This is a genomic window from Yoonia vestfoldensis, assembly GCF_002158905.1.
In the GTDB taxonomy this organism is placed as follows: domain Bacteria; phylum Pseudomonadota; class Alphaproteobacteria; order Rhodobacterales; family Rhodobacteraceae; genus Yoonia; species Yoonia vestfoldensis_B.
Genome location: NZ_CP021431.1, coordinates 1052251 through 1069779 on the forward strand (window position 1 = coordinate 1052251; position 17529 = coordinate 1069779).

The 17529-nt window shown below is 61.6% G+C and carries 15 protein-coding genes and 1 tRNA gene; 6 read left to right on the forward strand and 10 right to left on the reverse strand.

The genetic code is table 11. The features are described 5' to 3' along the window. Positions 1-25: 25 nt before the first annotated feature. Positions 26-1684, reverse strand: coding sequence for a cytochrome c oxidase subunit I (ctaD, locus tag LOKVESSMR4R_RS05185; RefSeq protein ID WP_087206609.1), 1659 nt, complete (start codon positions 1682-1684; stop codon positions 26-28). Positions 1685-1930: 246 nt separating this feature from the next. On the opposite strand from ctaD, the gene LOKVESSMR4R_RS05190 reads away from it, so the two are divergent. Continuing rightward, positions 1931-3685: an AAA family ATPase gene (locus LOKVESSMR4R_RS05190; protein WP_087206610.1), complete on the forward strand. Its 1755-nt coding sequence runs from the start codon at positions 1931-1933 to the stop codon at positions 3683-3685. Between the two features lie 18 nt (positions 3686-3703). Here the strand turns inward: LOKVESSMR4R_RS05190 and lipB are convergent, their stop codons facing one another. Then, positions 3704-4348, reverse strand: a complete 645-nt coding sequence (gene lipB, locus LOKVESSMR4R_RS05195) for a lipoyl(octanoyl) transferase LipB (RefSeq protein WP_087206611.1) — start codon at positions 4346-4348, stop codon at positions 3704-3706. A gap of 106 nt (positions 4349-4454) precedes the next feature. Here lipB and LOKVESSMR4R_RS05200 point away from each other — a divergent pair. Both LOKVESSMR4R_RS05200 and LOKVESSMR4R_RS05205 read left to right on the forward strand, forming a co-directional pair. Continuing rightward, positions 4455-4541: transfer RNA gene (locus LOKVESSMR4R_RS05200), tRNA-Leu, on the forward strand. 244 nt (positions 4542-4785) lie between these two features. Then, entirely contained in the window at positions 4786-5481 is a 696-nt protein-coding gene (locus tag LOKVESSMR4R_RS05205) for a hypothetical protein (protein WP_087206612.1), read from the forward strand. Positions 5482-5643: 162 nt separating this feature from the next. Here the strand turns inward: LOKVESSMR4R_RS05205 and LOKVESSMR4R_RS05210 are convergent, their stop codons facing one another. Both LOKVESSMR4R_RS05210 and LOKVESSMR4R_RS05215 read right to left on the reverse strand, forming a co-directional pair. Further along, positions 5644-6762 (reverse strand): lytic murein transglycosylase, encoded by a 1119-nt coding sequence (locus LOKVESSMR4R_RS05210; RefSeq protein WP_157898146.1) that lies wholly within the window; start codon positions 6760-6762, stop codon positions 5644-5646. A gap of 274 nt (positions 6763-7036) precedes the next feature. Then, positions 7037-7576 carry a cytochrome b gene (locus LOKVESSMR4R_RS05215; RefSeq protein ID WP_087206613.1) on the reverse strand — a complete coding sequence of 180 codons (540 nt, stop codon included), beginning with the start codon at positions 7574-7576 and terminating at the stop codon, positions 7037-7039. A gap of 87 nt (positions 7577-7663) precedes the next feature. Here LOKVESSMR4R_RS05215 and LOKVESSMR4R_RS05220 point away from each other — a divergent pair, with 87 nt between their 5' ends. Then, positions 7664-8461, forward strand: coding sequence for a CDP-alcohol phosphatidyltransferase family protein (locus LOKVESSMR4R_RS05220; protein WP_237331909.1), 798 nt, complete (start codon positions 7664-7666; stop codon positions 8459-8461). Then, a complete protein-coding gene (locus tag LOKVESSMR4R_RS05225; RefSeq protein ID WP_087212660.1) occupies positions 8452-10128 on the forward strand; it encodes a sulfatase-like hydrolase/transferase in 1677 nt (558 codons plus the stop codon). The genes LOKVESSMR4R_RS05220 and LOKVESSMR4R_RS05225 overlap by 10 nt, the downstream gene beginning before the upstream one ends. A gap of 62 nt (positions 10129-10190) precedes the next feature. Here LOKVESSMR4R_RS05225 and rfbA read toward each other — a convergent pair whose 3' ends face one another. The 6 genes from rfbA to LOKVESSMR4R_RS05255 form a co-directional block, all read right to left on the reverse strand. Next, the gene (gene rfbA, locus LOKVESSMR4R_RS05230) at positions 10191-11063 is read right to left on the reverse strand and encodes a glucose-1-phosphate thymidylyltransferase RfbA (protein ID WP_087206614.1); all 873 of its coding nucleotides are present in this window, start codon (positions 11061-11063) and stop codon (positions 10191-10193) included. 2 nt (positions 11064-11065) lie between these two features. Continuing rightward, positions 11066-11926, reverse strand: a complete 861-nt coding sequence (rfbD, locus tag LOKVESSMR4R_RS05235) for a dTDP-4-dehydrorhamnose reductase (protein ID WP_087206615.1) — start codon at positions 11924-11926, stop codon at positions 11066-11068. Then, positions 11923-12972: a dTDP-glucose 4,6-dehydratase gene (gene rfbB, locus LOKVESSMR4R_RS05240; RefSeq protein ID WP_087206616.1), complete on the reverse strand. Its 1050-nt coding sequence runs from the start codon at positions 12970-12972 to the stop codon at positions 11923-11925. The genes rfbD and rfbB overlap by 4 nt, the downstream gene beginning before the upstream one ends. Before the next feature lie 3 nt (positions 12973-12975). Further along, positions 12976-13542: a dTDP-4-dehydrorhamnose 3,5-epimerase gene (rfbC, locus tag LOKVESSMR4R_RS05245; RefSeq protein ID WP_237331910.1), complete on the reverse strand. Its 567-nt coding sequence runs from the start codon at positions 13540-13542 to the stop codon at positions 12976-12978. Positions 13543-13889: 347 nt separating this feature from the next. After that, on the reverse strand, positions 13890-15176 hold the full coding sequence (locus LOKVESSMR4R_RS05250; RefSeq protein ID WP_087206618.1) for a ribulose-bisphosphate carboxylase large subunit family protein: 1287 nt from the start codon (positions 15174-15176) through the stop codon (positions 13890-13892). Next, entirely contained in the window at positions 15173-16552 is a 1380-nt protein-coding gene (locus tag LOKVESSMR4R_RS05255; RefSeq protein ID WP_087206619.1) for a four-carbon acid sugar kinase family protein, read from the reverse strand. The genes LOKVESSMR4R_RS05250 and LOKVESSMR4R_RS05255 overlap by 4 nt, the downstream gene beginning before the upstream one ends. Positions 16553-16668: 116 nt before the next feature. On the opposite strand from LOKVESSMR4R_RS05255, the gene LOKVESSMR4R_RS05260 reads away from it, so the two are divergent. Then, positions 16669-17499, forward strand: coding sequence for a phosphogluconate dehydrogenase C-terminal domain-containing protein (locus tag LOKVESSMR4R_RS05260; protein ID WP_087206620.1), 831 nt, complete (start codon positions 16669-16671; stop codon positions 17497-17499). Positions 17500-17529: the final 30 nt, after the last annotated feature.

Below are 17529 nucleotides of genomic sequence, written 5' to 3' on the forward strand. Positions count from 1 at the left end.
CGGGGGCTTTCGATCTGTTGCGCCGCTAGTGGGCGTGTTGCTTGTCCCAATCTTCGCGCTTGGGCAGCTGCTCGAATGTATGCTCTGGCGGTGGGCAGGGCAGGGTCCATTCCAGCGTATCGGCATATTCGTTCCATGGGTTGTTTTCCGTCACGCGGCGACCGCGCAGCAGGGTCCATGCGATCACACCGATGAAGAACACGAATGACGCAAAGGACAAGAACGCACCCCAGGACGAGACCAGGTTCCACAGCGCAAAGGCGTCAGGATAGTCGATATACCGACGTGGCATGCCCTGACGGCCAAGGAAGTGCTGCGGGAAGAAGGTCAGGTTCGCACCGATGAACATGGTCCAGAAATGCAGCTTGCCGGCCCATTCGGGATACATCCGGCCCGACATCTTGGGCAGGTAGAAATAGATCCCCGCAAAGATGGCAAAGACCGCGCCAAGGCTCATGACATAGTGGAAATGCGCCACGACATAATAGGTGTCATGATAGACGCGGTCCACGGCGGCCTGGCTCAGCACGATACCGGTCACGCCACCGACGGTGAACAGGAACAGGAAACCGAACGCCCAGAGCATCGGTGTCTTGAACTCGATCGACCCGCCCCACATCGTCGCGATCCAAGAGAAGATCTTGACGCCGGTCGGCACCGCGATGACCATCGTGGCCAGCATGAAATAGCTTTGCTGGGTCAGCGACATGCCCACGGTATACATGTGGTGCGCCCAGACGACAAAGCCCAGCACCGCGATTGCGACCATCGCATAGACCATCGGCAGATAGCCAAAGATCGGCTTGCGGCTGAAGGTGGCGATGACATGGCTGATGATGCCGAAACCGGGGATGATGATGATATAGACTTCGGGGTGACCAAAGAACCACAGGATATGCTGATACAGCACCGGATCGCCACCGCCTTGCGGCTGGAAGAAGGTCGTTCCGAAATTGCGGTCGGTCAGCAGCATGGTGATCGCACCCGCCAGCACCGGCAGCGCCAGCAAGATCATCCAGGCCGTTACAAAGATCGACCAGGCGAACAGCGGCACTTTGTGCAGCGTCATGCCCGGTGCGCGCATGTTCAGGAAAGTGGTGATGATATTGATCGCGCCCAGGATCGACGAGGCCCCCGACAGGTGAACCGCGAAAATCGCAAGATCCATCGACATGCCCGATTCATTGGTAGAGAGCGGCGGATACATGACCCAGCCCACACCCGAACCCAGCTGGCCATTGCCACCCGGCGCCAGCATCGAGGCCACACCCATCGCACCACCGGCCACGAACATCCAGAAAGACAGGTTGTTCAACCGCGGGAATGCCATATCCGGCGCACCGATCTGCAACGGCATGAAATAATTGCCGAAGCCGCCGAACAGGGCTGGAATCACCACGAAGAACATCATCAAGACGCCGTGATAGGTGATCAGCACGTTCCACAGATGGCCGTTGGGGGTGCAGGGATCGGTCATGAACCCTTCCATGCACATATATTGCACGCCCGGATGCATCAGCTCGAGGCGCATATAGACGGTGAAGGCCACCGAAATGAACCCCAGAACCCCTGCTGTGAACAGGTAAAGAATCCCGATGTCCTTGTGGTTGGTGGACATGAACCACCGGGTAAAGAAATTCCGGTTGTCCTGATGTGCGTCGCCGTGGATGGCTGCGTCCGCCATGTGGCTCTCCTCGTATTGGCTACAGATCGACGCCGCCGATTCAACGAAGGGCGGTCGTTGAAAATCGTTCTAGTCGCTTGCACGGTCATGGGCAACTGCGGATGCAGCGCGGATGCTGGGTTAAATTGGCGCAGGCTGGCGCGGGCAGGGGCTGATCCGCCCTGATCCTGGGCGCAGGCGGTTGACGGCCGCAGGATATGCGCGCCATGGTTGTGGCGTTGATCTTTGGTAAAGGCGCAGGGCGACATGCCAATCTACCTCGAAGGGATCGCGGTCCAGTTTTACCGCGGCATCGGCCCCGAGACGCAATATATCGCGCCTTTCACCGCGATGAATTTCTTCGTCGGCGCGAATAACGCGGGCAAATCGGTCATTCTGAATGTGATCAAGGAACGGTTGGGCGCAGATCAAGTGCGCGCCGATACCCTGGCACTCGACAGTCACAGAGGTCTTGAAGCAGGGAGTCCCAGGGTGTTGCTGGGCCTGCAATATCCAAATGTAAAATCCCATGTCGAAACTGTGCTGACGGACCTGTTACGCCCGCGCGGAGAGCCCTCTATGCCGTCCTTCGATGAAGAGAAAACACGACACCTCGCCCATGGGGTCGTGCAGGAATTAGCAGATATCGCGGGCTTTTGGTTTCAGGTCGGGCAGAAAAGCGCGACATTACAGTTGGACGATCAACAGCGAAAGACACTCTCGGGCTGTCTGGAGCCGCGATCCTGGCAATACCTCACAAACAATCTGGGCATGCTGCAATATCACCATTGGCAAGAATGCCCGTCAGCATGCCTGTCAATTCTACTTGGCAAGATCTGGTTCAAGTTTCCCGAACGTCTGATCATCCCCGCAAAACGACAGCTTGCCGCCGGCGATGACGCATTCGACGACCTTTCTGGCAAAGGGCTGATCCGCCATCTTGCCGAGCTTCAGAACCCCGATCACCATGAACGCGAGAAAAAGCAGGTCTTTGACCAGATCAACATTTTCCTGCGCGAGGTCACCGGCAAACCCGATGCGCAACTCGAGGTGCCCAACCACCGCGACCATCTGCTGGTGCATATGGACAACAAGGTCCTGCCGCTGTCATCGCTGGGCACCGGCATTCACGAGGTCATCCTGATCGCGGCCTTTTGCACGATCCACCAGCACAGGATCATGTGTATCGAGGAACCCGAAATCCATCTGCATCCGCTGTTGCAGCGCAAGCTGATCCGCTATTTGCAGGACAAGACAAAGAACCAATATTTCATCGCCACCCATTCGGCGGCCTTTATCGACACGCCGGGGGCATCGGTCTTTCATATCCGCAATGACGGGGTCCAGACCTCTGTGACGCCTGCCATCATCAAAGACGATAGGCGCGCGATTTGCGATGAATTGGGCTATCGCGCCTCGGATATCCTGCAAGCGAATGCTGTGATCTGGGTCGAAGGGCCGTCAGACCGGATCTATATCCGGCGCTGGGTGCAAGAGATTGACGCCAGCCTGCAAGAGGGCGTCCATTATACGATCATGTTCTATGGTGGCGGGCTGATCAAGCATCTGAGCGTGGATGATGATGCGCTGGAGGATTTCATCAAGCTGCGCGATCTGAACCGCAATAGTGTTGTCGTGATCGACAGCGACAAAGACAAGCCGCGCGCCAAGTTGAAACCGGCCGTGGCCCGGATCAAGGCAGAGATGTCCCAGGATGGTGGTCTTGTCTGGATTACCCAGGGCCGCGAGATCGAGAATTACGTGCCGCATGACCAGCTGCAGGCGGCGTTGAAACAGATCCATACAAAAGTCTACGGCGAGGCTGAAGCAGGGGGGCAGTTCGATCATGCCTTCTATTTCAGGCGAAAGGCGTCAAAAGACGCGGTCTATAAGGAGGGTGACAAGGTCGGTGCCGCCAAGATCGTTTGCGCAGCGCAGGTGGATCTGGATGTGCTGGATCTGCGCCAGCGGGTGAAGGAGCTGGCCAAGATGATCCGCCGCGCAAATGGGCTGAGCGCGTAAGGTGGATTTCAATCCACCCTACATCACATCGTGAAAGCTTTGCCGCAGCGCGACATCCAGATCGGCCATGCTGACCGGCAGGCCAAGGTCCACCAGCGACGTCACCCCGTGGTCGCGGATGCCGCAGGGCACGATGCCGTCGAAATGCGAAAGATCGGGGTCCAGGTTGATCGCAAGGCCGTGAAATGACACCCATTTGCGCATGCGGATGCCAATGGCGGCGATCTTGTCCTCGGCCAGCGTGCCATCCGGCCTGCGCGGCTTGTCCGGGCGCTGCACCCAGACGCCGACACGGCCCGGCCGGATCTCGCCTTTGATGTTGAAGCTTTCCAGCGTGCCGATCACCCAATGTTCCAGATCCTGCACAAAGCGACGCAGATCGCGCCCGCGCTTGCCCACGTCCAGCATGACATAGACAACCCGTTGCCCCGGCCCGTGATAGGTATATTCGCCACCGCGCCGCGCCTCATGCACCGCAAAGCGGTCCGGCGCGATCAGATCCGCCGGTTTGGCCGATGTGCCCGCAGTGTAAAGCGGCGGGTGTTCCAGCAGCCAGATACATTCATCCGCCTCGCCCGCGATAATCGCATTGACGCGGTTTTCCATGAAGGCCAGCGCCGCGTCATATTCTGTCAGCCCGTCGCTGATGATCCAGTCTACCATGCATTGGAGATAAGCGACCAGATAGGCGATGGAAAGGGAGATGATTTCCCCTTGGCATCGCAAATCGCCTCGTCTATGAGAACGGCACTTACCAGCCTATGGACTTGCGGTCGTGGCGGAATTGGTAGACGCGCAGCGTTGAGGTCGCTGTGAAGTAACATTCGTGGGGGTTCGAGTCCCCCCGACCGCACCATCATCTCTTGCCAGCGAGAGCCCCCCACCGCCTCAGTGCAGCATCAGCAGCAGGGCTTGTGATGGTTCGGATGTCACCGGCAGTCCTTGGGCGCGTTGGAAGGCTGTGATCGCGCGGAAATTGGCGGTGGTGCTGAAACGGGGCGCGCGGGGGAAGGGCTCGATCCATTTTTGGTCCAGGCTTTTTTGTAGTGAAACAATTCGGCTTTTAGTTTGCTGACCAAGATAGCTGTGAAGGACAAGGTATGAGGAGAACGGTGAAGTCGGTCCATCTGCCAGTCTGGTCTAATGCAGAGCATACAGCCATTGACTGTGTGGTGAAGTTCGCAGAGTGGCGAACTGAGGGGCCATTTACGGCCTCGCCTATCGACCCCGAGGCTCATGGAAGAGAACTTTTTCATCGACTGGTGAACGGTGAGTTTGGACCTATTGGGCCATTCAAACCAAGCGCTAATCCTGACGAAGCGGACGCAATGCTTATACTTGACGCCAAGGCTGACTGGTCGGCAAAGTGGCCCGAGCTTGAGATGTTTCTTCAAGAGGCGAATGCAGAGAATGCACGGGGGACTATGCGCGGCATAGGGTTGGTGTGGGGGATTATGTTGGATGACATGCTTGTTCGAGTGATGGAGGGTCAGGGCGCGTCTTCCATTCCTTCAGGCTTCAAAGACAAGATTACAGTGGCGGCCCAAGAAGACATCATCACCACCAAGGAACGTGATGCCCTCCATGCAATTAGACATATCCGAGACAGGTGCGCTCACCAATGGAACTTGAGCTTTTCAAACCCTGAGGTCGAAGTTGTCTACCAACACTTTAACGCGCTAAGAAAAGAGTTCGTGAGCGATCTAAAAGAGACCAAGGACTTAGAAGAACTGATGAAATTGGTCTACTCCTCGGCTTGCTGCGCTCTGATCATCGGCTTTACAACCAGACTTTGAAAATGTCCCTTGCCTTGAAGGCACATTTCGGGCGGATTAAGGTCCAAGGTCAGGAACGGAATATCTGCTAAGTATATAAAATTAAGGTAGATCAGTTAGATATTTTCCCCTGTGCCGCCCGACCGCACCATCATCTGTTGCCAGCGACAGCCCCCCACCGCCTCAGCGCAGCATCAGCAGCAGGGCTTGCGATGGTTCGGATGTCACCGGCAGTCCCTGGGCGCGTTGGAAGGCTGTGATCGCGCGGGTGGTGTTGGCGCCGATCACGCCGTCCGCGCCTTGGGTGTCGAAACCGCGCCGTGTCAGCCCGGTCTGAAGTGCCACGCGATCCGCTTTGCGCAGCCCGAAACGGTCGGGCGGGAATGGCATCTGCAAGGGGCCGCCACCGGCGATCCGGTCGGCCAGATGGCCCACGCCGATCGCATAGGCATCGGAATTGTTATAGCGTTTGATCGCGCGGAAATTGGCGGTGGTGCTGAAACGCGGCCCGCCTTGTTGCGGCTCTAGCGCACCATTTGGGTCTTCGCGGCCCCAGGCCATGCCGCTTTGCCAACCATTGCGCGCCAGGTAATTGGCCGCACTGGCCAGCGCGTCCGAGGGGTCATCCGCCCAGATATCGCGCCGCCCGTCGCCGGTGAAATCGACCGCGAATTGGGCATAGGTCGTGGGGATGAACTGGGTATGGCCCATCGCGCCGGCCCATGATCCGGTCATCCGCGCGGGGCTGATATCGCCCGCCTGCAGGATGCGCAGGGCTGCGAGCGTCTGGGCCTCGAAAAACGCACCGCGGCGGCCGTCATAGGCCAGCGTCGAGGTGGCTGCGATCACCGGGATATCGCCCTGGCGTTCGCCGTAAAAGCTTTCCAGCCCCCAGATCGCGGTCACGATATAGCGGTTGACCCCATAGCGCGCCTCGATCGCCTGCAGCACCGGCGCGTGGCTTGCATAGGCCGCACGGCCTTTGGCGATCCGTTCGTCAGAGGCCGCGATGGCCAGGTAATCTTCCAAGCTGCGCCGGAATTCGGTCTGGTTGCGGTCGCGTGTCACCACGCCGGGCAGAAAGCCCGCATTGCGAAAGGCCGCGTCAAAGGTCGCCGGCGACACGCCCTGTGCCGTGGCACGCCCGCGAAAACCCGCGACCCAGGCGTCATAGCCCGCATTGCGCTGTGGCCGCAGATCGGGCGGCGTGGTTCGCGTGCCGGTGTTGCGCGCAGAGGGCGCACATCCCGCCAGCAGGCTTGCGCCCAGCCCCGCGAGGATGAAACGTCTGGGGGTGGTCATGTCCAAGGCTCGCTCTGATATCTTTTGCCTCACCCTAGCCGTTTATCCGGGCGCGACAATCCCGCGATCAGCTGACAGGCAAGGCTTTGCCGTCGGCCAGAGGATATCTGACAGATCCGGCCCAGAGATCCCGTGACGCGCATCCAATGGGCCAGATGCATATGCACCGCGCCTGTTGGGGAGGGGGCTGGCGTCACAGGGGCGCTGCCCCTCGCCCCGGACATGTCCGGGGCTCACCCCGGAGTATTTTTGGAAAAAAGAAGAGGCGCGATGGCTAGGCGCGCCAGAATGGCCAGATGCGCCCGAAAACGCCGTCGCGCAGGATCACGGCGTGATGCAGCGCCGCCCCGATATGCAGTGCCAGCAGCGCCAGCAGCCCGAAGCGGCCGTAGAAATGCAGGGTCTTGGCGATTTCGGCCAGCGGCTCGTTGCGCGCCAGCAAAGGGTGCAGGCCGATGGCGTCCAGCCCCTCGATCGGGAAGCCGCCCCATGTCACGCGCAGATAGCCGGTGATCGCCATGAAAAAGACCATGACGTAAAGCAGGATATGCGTGGTCCGGGCGGCGGTCTTTTGCCAGCCTGGCATCTGGGCGGGCAGCGGGCTGGGCGGGTTGGCCGCGCGGTAGGCCAGTCTGGCGATCATCAGTAGCAGGATCACCACGCCAAGGTTTTTATGCAGGATGAACAGGGTGTTCTGCGTGGCGCGGTCAAGGCCGTCCGAGACCATGATCCCGCCCACGGGCAGCATCGCGAGGATGGCGACGGCCAGGGCCCAATGCAGCAGGCGGGCGGGCAGGCGGTATCCTTGTGGCATCTGATGCTCCTTTGTTTCATCAAAGGATGTGCATGGCTTTGTGTCAACTCCGTGGCAGAGCGGCGTTGACTTGGGCGGGGGGATGCTATGTCTGGAGATATGAGTGCGACATTCGCAGATCGCGCGGCTGCGCTGCATGGCGCGCGCAAGGCGCAGGGGCCGTTGCTGCGGCGCTTTGCCATTGTGGTGATCGTGCATCTGTGGCTGCTGGCCATGCTGGTCTATGCGCTATTGGGGTTTGATCCATCCGCCTTTTGGACCGGGGGCGCGCTGGCGCTGGTGCTTTACCTGGCAATGAACGGGGTTTTATGGGCGGGGCTGGTGCGCCATTATCCGCACGCAGATCTGGGCCTGTGCAATCTGGTCACCCATTTTCGCGCCACGCTGACCGCTGCTTTGGCGGCGCTGCTGCCCCATATTGCGGCGCTGGCGGCCGATCCGCTGCTGGCTTGGGGCTGTGTCATCATCGCCGCCGTCGCCTTGGCCTGTGACGGGATCGACGGCTGGGCGGCGCGCCGCGCGGGGCTGGCGAGCCGCTTTGGTGCGCGTTTTGACATGGAGGTCGATTCCCTGCTGGCGCTGATCCTGGCCTTGATCCTGTGGCAGAGCGCCAAGCTGGGCGATTGGGTCTTGTTGCTGGGGGTGATGCGCTATCTCTTTGTGCTGGCGGCATGGTGCCTGCCTTGGCTGAACCGCCCGACGCCGCCGCGCATCAGCGCCAAGCTGGTCTGCGTGATCCAGATCGCCGCATTGATCGCGCTGGTATCGCCGGTGCTGTCGGGCGCTGCGGCCACGGGTCTGGCGGCAGGCGTGCTTGCCTTGGTGATCTGGTCCTTTGGCGTTGATATCCGGTATCTTTGGCAGATCCGCGCCAGATGCGCCTGATCCTGCGCATCGCCGGGCTGGTGCTGGCCACGGCCCTGTTGCATCTGGCGCTGATCCAGCCCAACCATCCGCAAGCGATGACCTGGGGCGCGTTGCGGCTGGTGCCGCTGGAATTGCCGGTGATCGTGCTGGTCTTGCTGGCATGGCCGGGCCGGGCGCTGCTGTTGCGCGCCATGCTTGTCGGGGTGCTGAGCCTTGTCGTCCTGATCAAGGCGGCGGATTACGCGCATTTCCTGGCCTATAACCGAGCGTTCAACCCGGCCACTGATCTGGGGCTGATCCGCGCTGCCTATGAGCTGGGGATCGGCACATTGGGGCAGGTTTTGGGCCATATGCTGGCCTTTGGCGCTGTGCTGCTGCCCTTTGGGCTGGTGGGCGCGTTCTGGTGGGCGACGGGGCGCTGGGCGCGCTTGCAGCCACCCAGGGGCCGGGCGCTGGTATGGCGCGGCGGCTTTGGCGCGCTGGCGCTGCTGGCGGGTGTGGTGATGCTGGGCCAGATCGGCGCGGCCAAGGGGCAATGGGTATTGCCGGTCAGCCCGCCGGGGGCTGCCTTTAGCGCGCGGCTGGCCTATGACCGGCTGGCCCTTTACCGCGCCACCCGGGCCGAGATTGCCGCCTTTGACGCGGCCGCGCGCCATGATCCGGCGGCCAGTGCCAGCCCGCTGTTGGACCGTCTGGCTGGCCGTGATGTCGTGTTCATCTTTATCGAAAGCTATGGCCGCGCGAGTTTTGATAACCCGCTTTACATCCCCACCCATAGCGCGACCCTGCGCGCGGCCGAGCAAGAGCTGGCGCAGATCGCGGGGATCGCCACGCGGTCAGGCTGGATGACCGCGCCGGTGACCGGCGGGCAAAGCTGGCTGGCGCATACGGCGATCGCCTCGGGCTTGTGGATCAGCAACCAGATCCAATATCGCGCCTTGCTGGCCAGCCCGCGCAAGACGCTGTTCCAGCTGGCGGGTGCTGCGGGCTATCACACGGCGGCGGTGGTGCCTGCCATCACCCGCGACTGGCCCGAGGGCAGCCGCATCGGGTTTGAGACGATCCTTGCGCGCGATGATCTGGGCTATCAGGGCTTGCCGTTCAACTGGGTGACCATGCCCGACCAATTCACCCTGACCGCCTATGACCGGCTGCTGGCCAAGGCTGCGCGCGACGGCCGGCCGCTTTTCGCGGAAATCTCGTTGATTTCGTCGCATGCGCCCTGGGTGCCGGTGCCAGAGCTGATCGCCTGGGATGATGTGGGCGATGGCAGCGTTTTCAACATTGTGGCGCAATCGGGTGATCCGCCCGAAATTGTCTGGCGCGACAGTGACCGGGTGCGCGACCAATATCGCAAGGCCGTGGCCTATGCATTGCAGACCAGCCTGTCCTATGTCGCGCGGCAGGGACCGGATATGCCGCTGTTCATCATCTTGGGGGATCATCAGCCCGCGGGATTTGTCGCTGGCGGCCCCAGCTTTGATGTCCCGGTCCATGTGATCGGCCCTGCCGAAACGGTGGCGATGATGGATGGCTGGGGCTGGACGCCGGGGTTATTTGCCGATTCCGCGCTGCCCGCCTGGCCGATGGATCTGTTCCGCGACAGATTTTTGCGCGCCTATTCGACCGGCATGCCCCCGGCTTTCAATCCCTTGGCAGTCAATCCCGTGGTGCAATCGCGCTAGGCCCGCCTGCTGCATTGCGCCTTTGGTCCGGCGCGGCGCGGATATGCGAAAGCGGCTCTGGCCTAGCTGATCAGCCGCATCAAATAGGTCCCGTAATCATTCTTGGCATAGGTTTCGGCGGCCTTGGCCAATGTGGCGCTGTCGATCCAGCCTTGGGCATGGGCAATTTCTTCGGGGCAGCCGACCTGCAGGCCTTGGCGCTGTTCCAGCGTGCGCACGAAATTGCCTGCGTCCAGCAGGCTGGCATGGGTGCCGGTATCGAGCCAGGCATAGCCGCGCCCCATGCGCTGGACCGACAATGTCCCCTGTGTCAGATAGATGTCCAAAAGCGAGGTGATTTCCAGCTCGCCCCGCGCGGATGGCGTGACGCTGCGCGCCTTGGCAGGGGCGGTGCCGTCAAGGAAATAAAGCCCCGTGACGGCATAATTCGACGCCGGTATCTTGGGCTTTTCGATGATCGACACCGCCTTGCCCGCCGCATCGAACCCGACCACGCCATAGCGTTCGGGGTCGCTGACCTGATAGCCAAAGACCGTCCCGCCCGTGGTCTGCGCTGTCGCCTCGCGCAGCAGATCGACCAGTCCGTGGCCGAAAAAGATATTGTCGCCCAGCACCATGGCCGAGGGCGCGCCGGCCAGAAAATCCTCGGCCAGCAGATAGGCCTGCGCCAGCCCGTCGGGCGAAGCTTGCACGATATAGGTGAATGCCAGCCCCCATTGGCTGCCATCGCCCATCAGCCGCTGGAACTGTGGTTGATCCTGCGGCGTGGTGATGATCGCGATCTCGCGGATCCCGGCCAGCATCAAGGCGCTGAGCGGGTAATAGATCATCGGTTTGTCATAGACCGGCAACAGCTGTTTCGACACGGCCATGGTGATCGGATAAAGCCGGGTGCCCGAACCGCCTGCCAGAATGATGCCTTTGCGCTGGGTCATTGTCATTCTCCTTGGTCGTGCAAAACATGGTGCAGGCTGCGCTGCCACGCAGGCCGGGCGATGGCGTAATCGCGCGCCAGGGCGCTGCAATCCAGCCGCGAATTGGCTGGGCGCGCGGCGGGGGTGGGATAGGCGCTGCTCGGGATATCCTGCACCGTGCAATCCATGCCCGCCGTGGCAAAGATCGCGCGGGCGAAATTGGCCCAGCTGACATCGGGCGCACCGCTGAAATGATAGGTGCCGCTGATCCCGCGCCCTTTGTGAAAGGCGCGCGCGATATCCAGCAGCGCTGCGGCGATATCATCCGCCGCGGTCGGCCCGCCGTGCTGGTCGGCGACCACGGTGATCTTTGGCCGCGTCGCGCCAAGGCGCAGCATGGTTTTCACGAAATTCGCGCCATCGGGCGAAAACACCCAAGAGGTGCGCAGGATCACATGCGCCCCGGCGGCGGCGCGCACGGCCTCTTCGCCGGCCAGTTTTGTCTGGCCGTAAACGCCCAAAGGACCGGTCAGGTCATCCACCTGCCACGGAATGCTGCCGCTGCCATCGAACACATAATCGGTCGAGATATGCAAAAACGGGATCTGGCGCGCGGCACAGGCCCGCGCCATGGCGGCGGGCGCTGCGGCATTGATCGCATGGGCCAGCGCTGCTTCGGTCTCGGCGCGGTCCACGGCCGTATAGGCGGCGGCATTGATGACGATATCGGCATCCGCGCGCGCGATGATCGCCGCACAAGCGGCGGCATCGGTCAGATCGGCTTGGTCGCGGCCCAGACAGGTCAGTGCCATGTCATCGCCTGCCGCGCGGGCCAAGGCGCGCGCCACTTGCCCTGTGCGGCCAAAGACCAGCACCCGCATCATGCCTTGGTTCCCAGCCGCGTGCCGACCCCTTGGCGCGCCTGCAACGGGCGCCACCAGCTTTCGTTCGCCAGATACCATTGCGCGGTCAGGCGCAGCCCCTGGTCAATCGTCACGCTGGGCCGCCAGCCCAATTCGTCGCGCATGCGGCGCGGATCAATCGCATAGCGCGCATCATGGCCCGGCCGGTCGGGGACAAAGCTGATCTGATCGGCATAAGACCCCGATGCTTTGGGGCGCAGATCATCCAGAATGGCGCAAAGCATCTGCACCAGGTCCAGATTGCTGCGTTCATTCTCGCCGCCGATATTATAGCTGCGGCCCACCGCGCCCTTGGCGATCACCTGCAACAGCGCATCGGCATGGTCTTCGACATAAAGCCAGTCGCGCACATTGGACCCGTCGCCATAGATCGGCAAAGGCTTGCCCGCCAACGCGTTCAGAATGATCACCGGCACCAGCTTTTCGGGGAAATGATAGGGGCCGTAATTGTTGGAACAATTGGTCAGCACCACGGGCAGGCCATAGGTTTCATGCCATGCGCGCACCAGATGGTCACTGCCCGCCTTTGACGCCGCATAGGGCGAGCGCGGGTCATAGGCGGTGGTTTCGGTGAATTTGATGGCAGGATCCGCTGGCAGTGACCCGAACACCTCGTCGGTCGAGATATGGTGAAACCGGAAATCCGCAGGCTTGCCCTGCGCTGTCCAATAGGCGCGCGCGGCTTCGAGCATCTGCAAAGTGCCGGTGACATTGGTGGCGATGAAATCGGCTGGCCCGTCGATGGACCGGTCGACATGGCTTTCGGCGGCCAGATGCATCACCGCATCCGGGCGATGGGTGGCAAAGATCCGGTCCAGTGCCGCACGGTCGCGGATATCGGCCTGTTCAAAGGCGTAATCGGGGTGGTCAGCCACGCTGGCGACATTGTCCAGACAGGCGGCATAGGTCAGCGCATCCAGATTGACCACGCTATGGCCCCGCGCGATGGCCAGCCGCACAACGGCCGATCCGATAAAGCCCGCGCCCCCTGTCACCAAAAGTTTCATGGCCTAACCCTCAAAGATGAACGGGCTGTCAAGATCGCGCAGCAAGGGTGCGGCGGCGTCCTTGTCTGACAAGACCGGCGCAACCCCCGCAGGCAGGCCCCAGTCAATGCCGATATCAGGATCATCGAACCGGACCGCGCCATCACATGCGGGCGCGTAATAATCCGTGCATTTATAGATGATTTCAGTATCCGGCGCGCGGGTGATGAACCCATGCAGGAAACCGGCGGGGACCAGGATTTGCTGCCCGTTTTCAGCGGATAATTCCGCGCCCAGCCAGTGCCCATAGCTTGGCGAGCCGCGCCGGATATCCACCACCACATCAAACAGACAGCCCCGGCCGCAGCGCACCAATTTGGCCTGCGCATGGGGCGGCGATTGGAAATGCAACCCGCGGATCGTGCCAATCTGCGCCGAGAGCGAATGGTTATCCTGCACGAAATCCAGCGTGATCCCCTGCGCTGCCAGCGTCTTGCGGTTCCAGCTTTCCGAAAAGAAGCCGCGCGCATCGCCAAAGCGGGCAGGGGTCAGGATCAGAACGCCCGGTAGTTTTGTTGTCGTGATCTGCACCGGGTCTCTTTCCATTGCTTGTCAGCGCGCGATGACGCATCGTTCTGACACAGGTCGATCATCAGCGGCGCCGATGTGTCCTTGCGGTTTGTCGCATGATCCGGCCCCATTGTCCGACAGATTGCGCGCAGGAATTTTTCGACAAATCCGCGTTATTGAGCGGCCCTAGGCATAAACCGCCCCCTGCTGTGCCGCAAGCAATAAAACCAATGCAATCGGGTTGTTGCGCCCGGCTTTGTCGCGCAGATCTTGCAGCACAATCGCTAGGCTGTGGCGCGCTGTGGCCGCGGTGTTCGTGGATGGTCCCGGCGATCCGTAGGGCAGGGCGTCGGGGGCTGGCGGCGGGGCTAGCTTGCCCGGTTCTGGCCCTGTGTGACCGCGATATCCGGCTCTGGAAAGGTGTTGATCGCGGCCTCAAGTTCGGGGTGCTGGCGGGCAAATGCGCGGATATCGATCCCGTCGCGGGCGGCCTGCGCGGCCTGCCGCAAAGCCATCACACCCGCGCTTGCGCCAAAGGGATGGCTCAGGATGCCGCCACCGGCACAGAAAATGAAATCATCATTGTTCAAAAGGCGGCGCGCGGGATCAACCTGCCAGACCGTCTGGCCCGAGGAATAGACCGGCATTGCCAGATGCGCAGGCCCGCTGGCGCAGACCGGTTGCTGAACGGATCGCGCTGATTGCGCGATCACCGCGTCGGTTTCGGTGAATTTATTGGCCAGACCGTTGACATGCAAATGATCCGCCCCGGCCAGCCGCCAGAGTTTCTGCATCACGCCAAAGCTGATCCCGATATCGGGCGAGCGTGAATAGATCCCCCAGCCCGCGCGGTGCCCATGGATCGCCATCGGGCTGCGGTCGCGCAAGGCGCGCAACCCGCTGAGCCCGACCGCGCTGACGCAGACCATCGCGCAGGTGCCGCCATGGGCCTGCAACAGATCAAGATTGCGCCACATCTGGTCGATCTCATCTGTCACGTTGAACGCATAGATCACCTTTTTGCCGGTTTTATCGGCATGGGCGTTCAGAACAGCGCTGACCGCGGCGACCCTTTCGGCAAAGGGGCAATGCGGCCCATTGGCCTGCAATTCATCATCCTTGATGAAATCGATCCCCGCATCGACCAGCGTTGCGACCAAGGCGGCTGTTTCATCGGGGCCTAGCCCGACGCTGGGCTTGATGATCGTGCCGATCAAGGGGCCTGTGTGGCCGCCCATCAGATCACGGGTGCCCTGCGCGCCGAATTGCGGGCCGGGGTGGGCGGTAGCGAAAGCCCCAGGCAGCTGCATGTCGATCAGCCGGATCGCGGATAATTCGGCAAGCTCGAACAGATTGCCCGCCAATGTGGACATCAGCACCGGCAAAGAGGTGCCGAAATTATCCAGCGACCAGCTGAGCGTGACCCGGCCGCGTTCATAGCTGGTCCCCGTCTTGCGGGTGGGCAGTGCGGGGGTCGGTGATGTGCCGGTGATGACGATATCTTCGATGCGCGCGGCCGATCTTGCGCGCAGCGCATCGGTTTCCGCCGCAAGCCGCGTAAATGTGCCGGTCGATTGTTCGCCTGCCACGACGGCGGCGGCGGCCGCGACGCCGATGGGCGATTCGAGATCATAGGTTGCGGTGATGCGGGTCATCTTGTTCCTCCTCCGTCGCGGATCCATCCGAAATAATCAGGGCTGCCCATCTGGCCGCCCTTCAGCGCCAGCTCTAGCCCGTCCATCGGCCCGTCGGCATGGGCCTGAAACAGCGCCGCACCCGCGATGGTCGGGGCCAGCGCCGAGAGCGCGAAAATGCCAAGCTGGCGGGTGACATGGCCCGCCGTATCGCCGCCTGCGGCAATGGCACGGCGCGCGCCGCTGGCCCGCAAGATGTGATGCAGCACGCGCCCAAGGGCATCGCCGATCTGCTGGTTGGCCTGGTCCATGCTCTGCGTTGATGCGTCAACAGCGGCCCTGAACCGCGCGACCGCCGGATCATCGGGGCCTTGCGCGGTATAGATCAGCGGCACCGACCCCTGCGAAAGCGCATGCAACCCCATGCCGATGCAGCGCGCGATCTCTTGGGTGACATCGCGGGGCGCAGCGCAGACGCAGGTCGCGTCAAAGGCGATCCCGGCAAATCCGTTGGCCTTGGCCCAGCTGATCTGGGCGGCGGTGGTCGGTGACACGGATCCCGAGACCACGACCATCTTGTCGACATGACCCACACCTTTCGGGGCGGCATGGACAAGGATTTGCCCGGTATCCTGCCAATGCCGCACCAAAGCATATTCAACGCCCTGCGATCCGACGACAAAGGGGCTTGTCTGGCGGCTTTCCCAGATCAGGCGACCGGCGTTTGATTCCGATCGGCTGTCCATGCAATCCAGCGTGACAACCGCGATCTGGCCGGGCTGGGCGGGCAGGCCGGGCAAGGCGGTTGCAACGGGCAGATCGGGCAGCGACAGGCAGCTGACATCCAGCCGGGGCGATTGTTCGGCGATATGTTTTGCGACATCGGCCTCATGCATGGGCGTCACCGGATGGCAGGACATCACGGGATGCCGGTCCAGCCGGTAGATCTGATCCTGAAAGCCCGCGAAAAGATGACCAAAACATTGATAGCGGCGCATCTGGGGGGCGGCGATCAGCACCGGCACCACCGCAGGCGCGCAAACCGCCGCCCCGATTTCAATCGCGCGTCCAATGGACCCGACCTGTGGCGCGGAATCCAGCGTGGAACAGACCTTGTAATGCAGGATCTGTGGGTTCAATCCGGCCAGCTGCGCGAAAATATCCGGCAGTTCCGCATCCATCCAGCCAGGCGTTTGCGCCCGCGCGGTCGAGGCCACGCCAATCCCTTGCAGATCAGGATAGCGCGCCAGCTGTTGCGCGGTGGGAGGTGCCAGAAACAGCATCGCGGGCAGCCCGGCAAAGCTGAGCACCTCCATCACCGCGGCGGCACCTGTGAAATCATCGGCATACCACGCGACCAATGGCCCCTCGGGAAGCCCGTTCATCTGCTGCGTCATCGGGATCGGATCTTTGCGTAAAAATTTAGATTGACATACTGACATGTGGATATACTGATTATACCAGTTGTCAAGTTCAGCCCGCGACCAATGCGGGACGCAGGGGAGGGGATGTCATGAAAAAACTGGCTTTGGTCGGTGCGGGTGGAAAAATGGGGATGCGGCTTGGGGCAAATCTGGCCAAGTCCGCCGCCTTTGACACCCTGCATGTCGAGGTGTCGGCGGCGGGCCAAGCGGCTGTCCGCGCAGCGTACGGGGTTGATTGCGTCGAGATGGATATCGCACTGAGTGGCGCGGATATCATCGTGCTGGCGGTGCCTGATACGGTGATCGGCACGCTTGCCCATGCGATCATCGACAAGGTCAGGCCGGGTGCGATGATCTTCATGCTGGACGGGGCGGCGCCTTTTGCGGGGCATCTGCCGACACGCGCGGACATCAGCTATTTCGTGTCCCATCCCTGCCATCCGCCGATCTGGAATGACGAAACCACGCTGCCGGGGCGGCGCGATTATTTCGGCGGCATCGCGGCGGAACAGGGCATCGTCAACGTTCTGGTGCAAGGCCCCGAAAGCGATTACGCGCTGGGCGAACAGGTCGGCAAAGCCATCTATGCCCCTGTCGTGCGGTCGCATCGCGTGACGCTGAAACAATTCGCGCTGCTGGAACCGGGCCTGTCGGAAACCGTCAACGGCTCGCTGATGAAAGTGCTGCGCATGGCGATGGACGAAGTCGTGCGCAAAGGCGTGCCCTATGATTGCGCCCGCGACTTTTTGTTGGGCCATATGAATATCATGGGCGCGGTCATGTTCGACCAGCATCAAGGCGTGTTTTCGGATGCCGCCAACAAGGCGATCGAATTCGGGATTCCGGTCCTGATGCGCGATGATTGGATGCGCTGTTTCGACGATGATGAAATCGCGGCCAGCGTGGCGCGGATCACCTGACATTTGGAACAGCAAATGCTGATGGGAGAC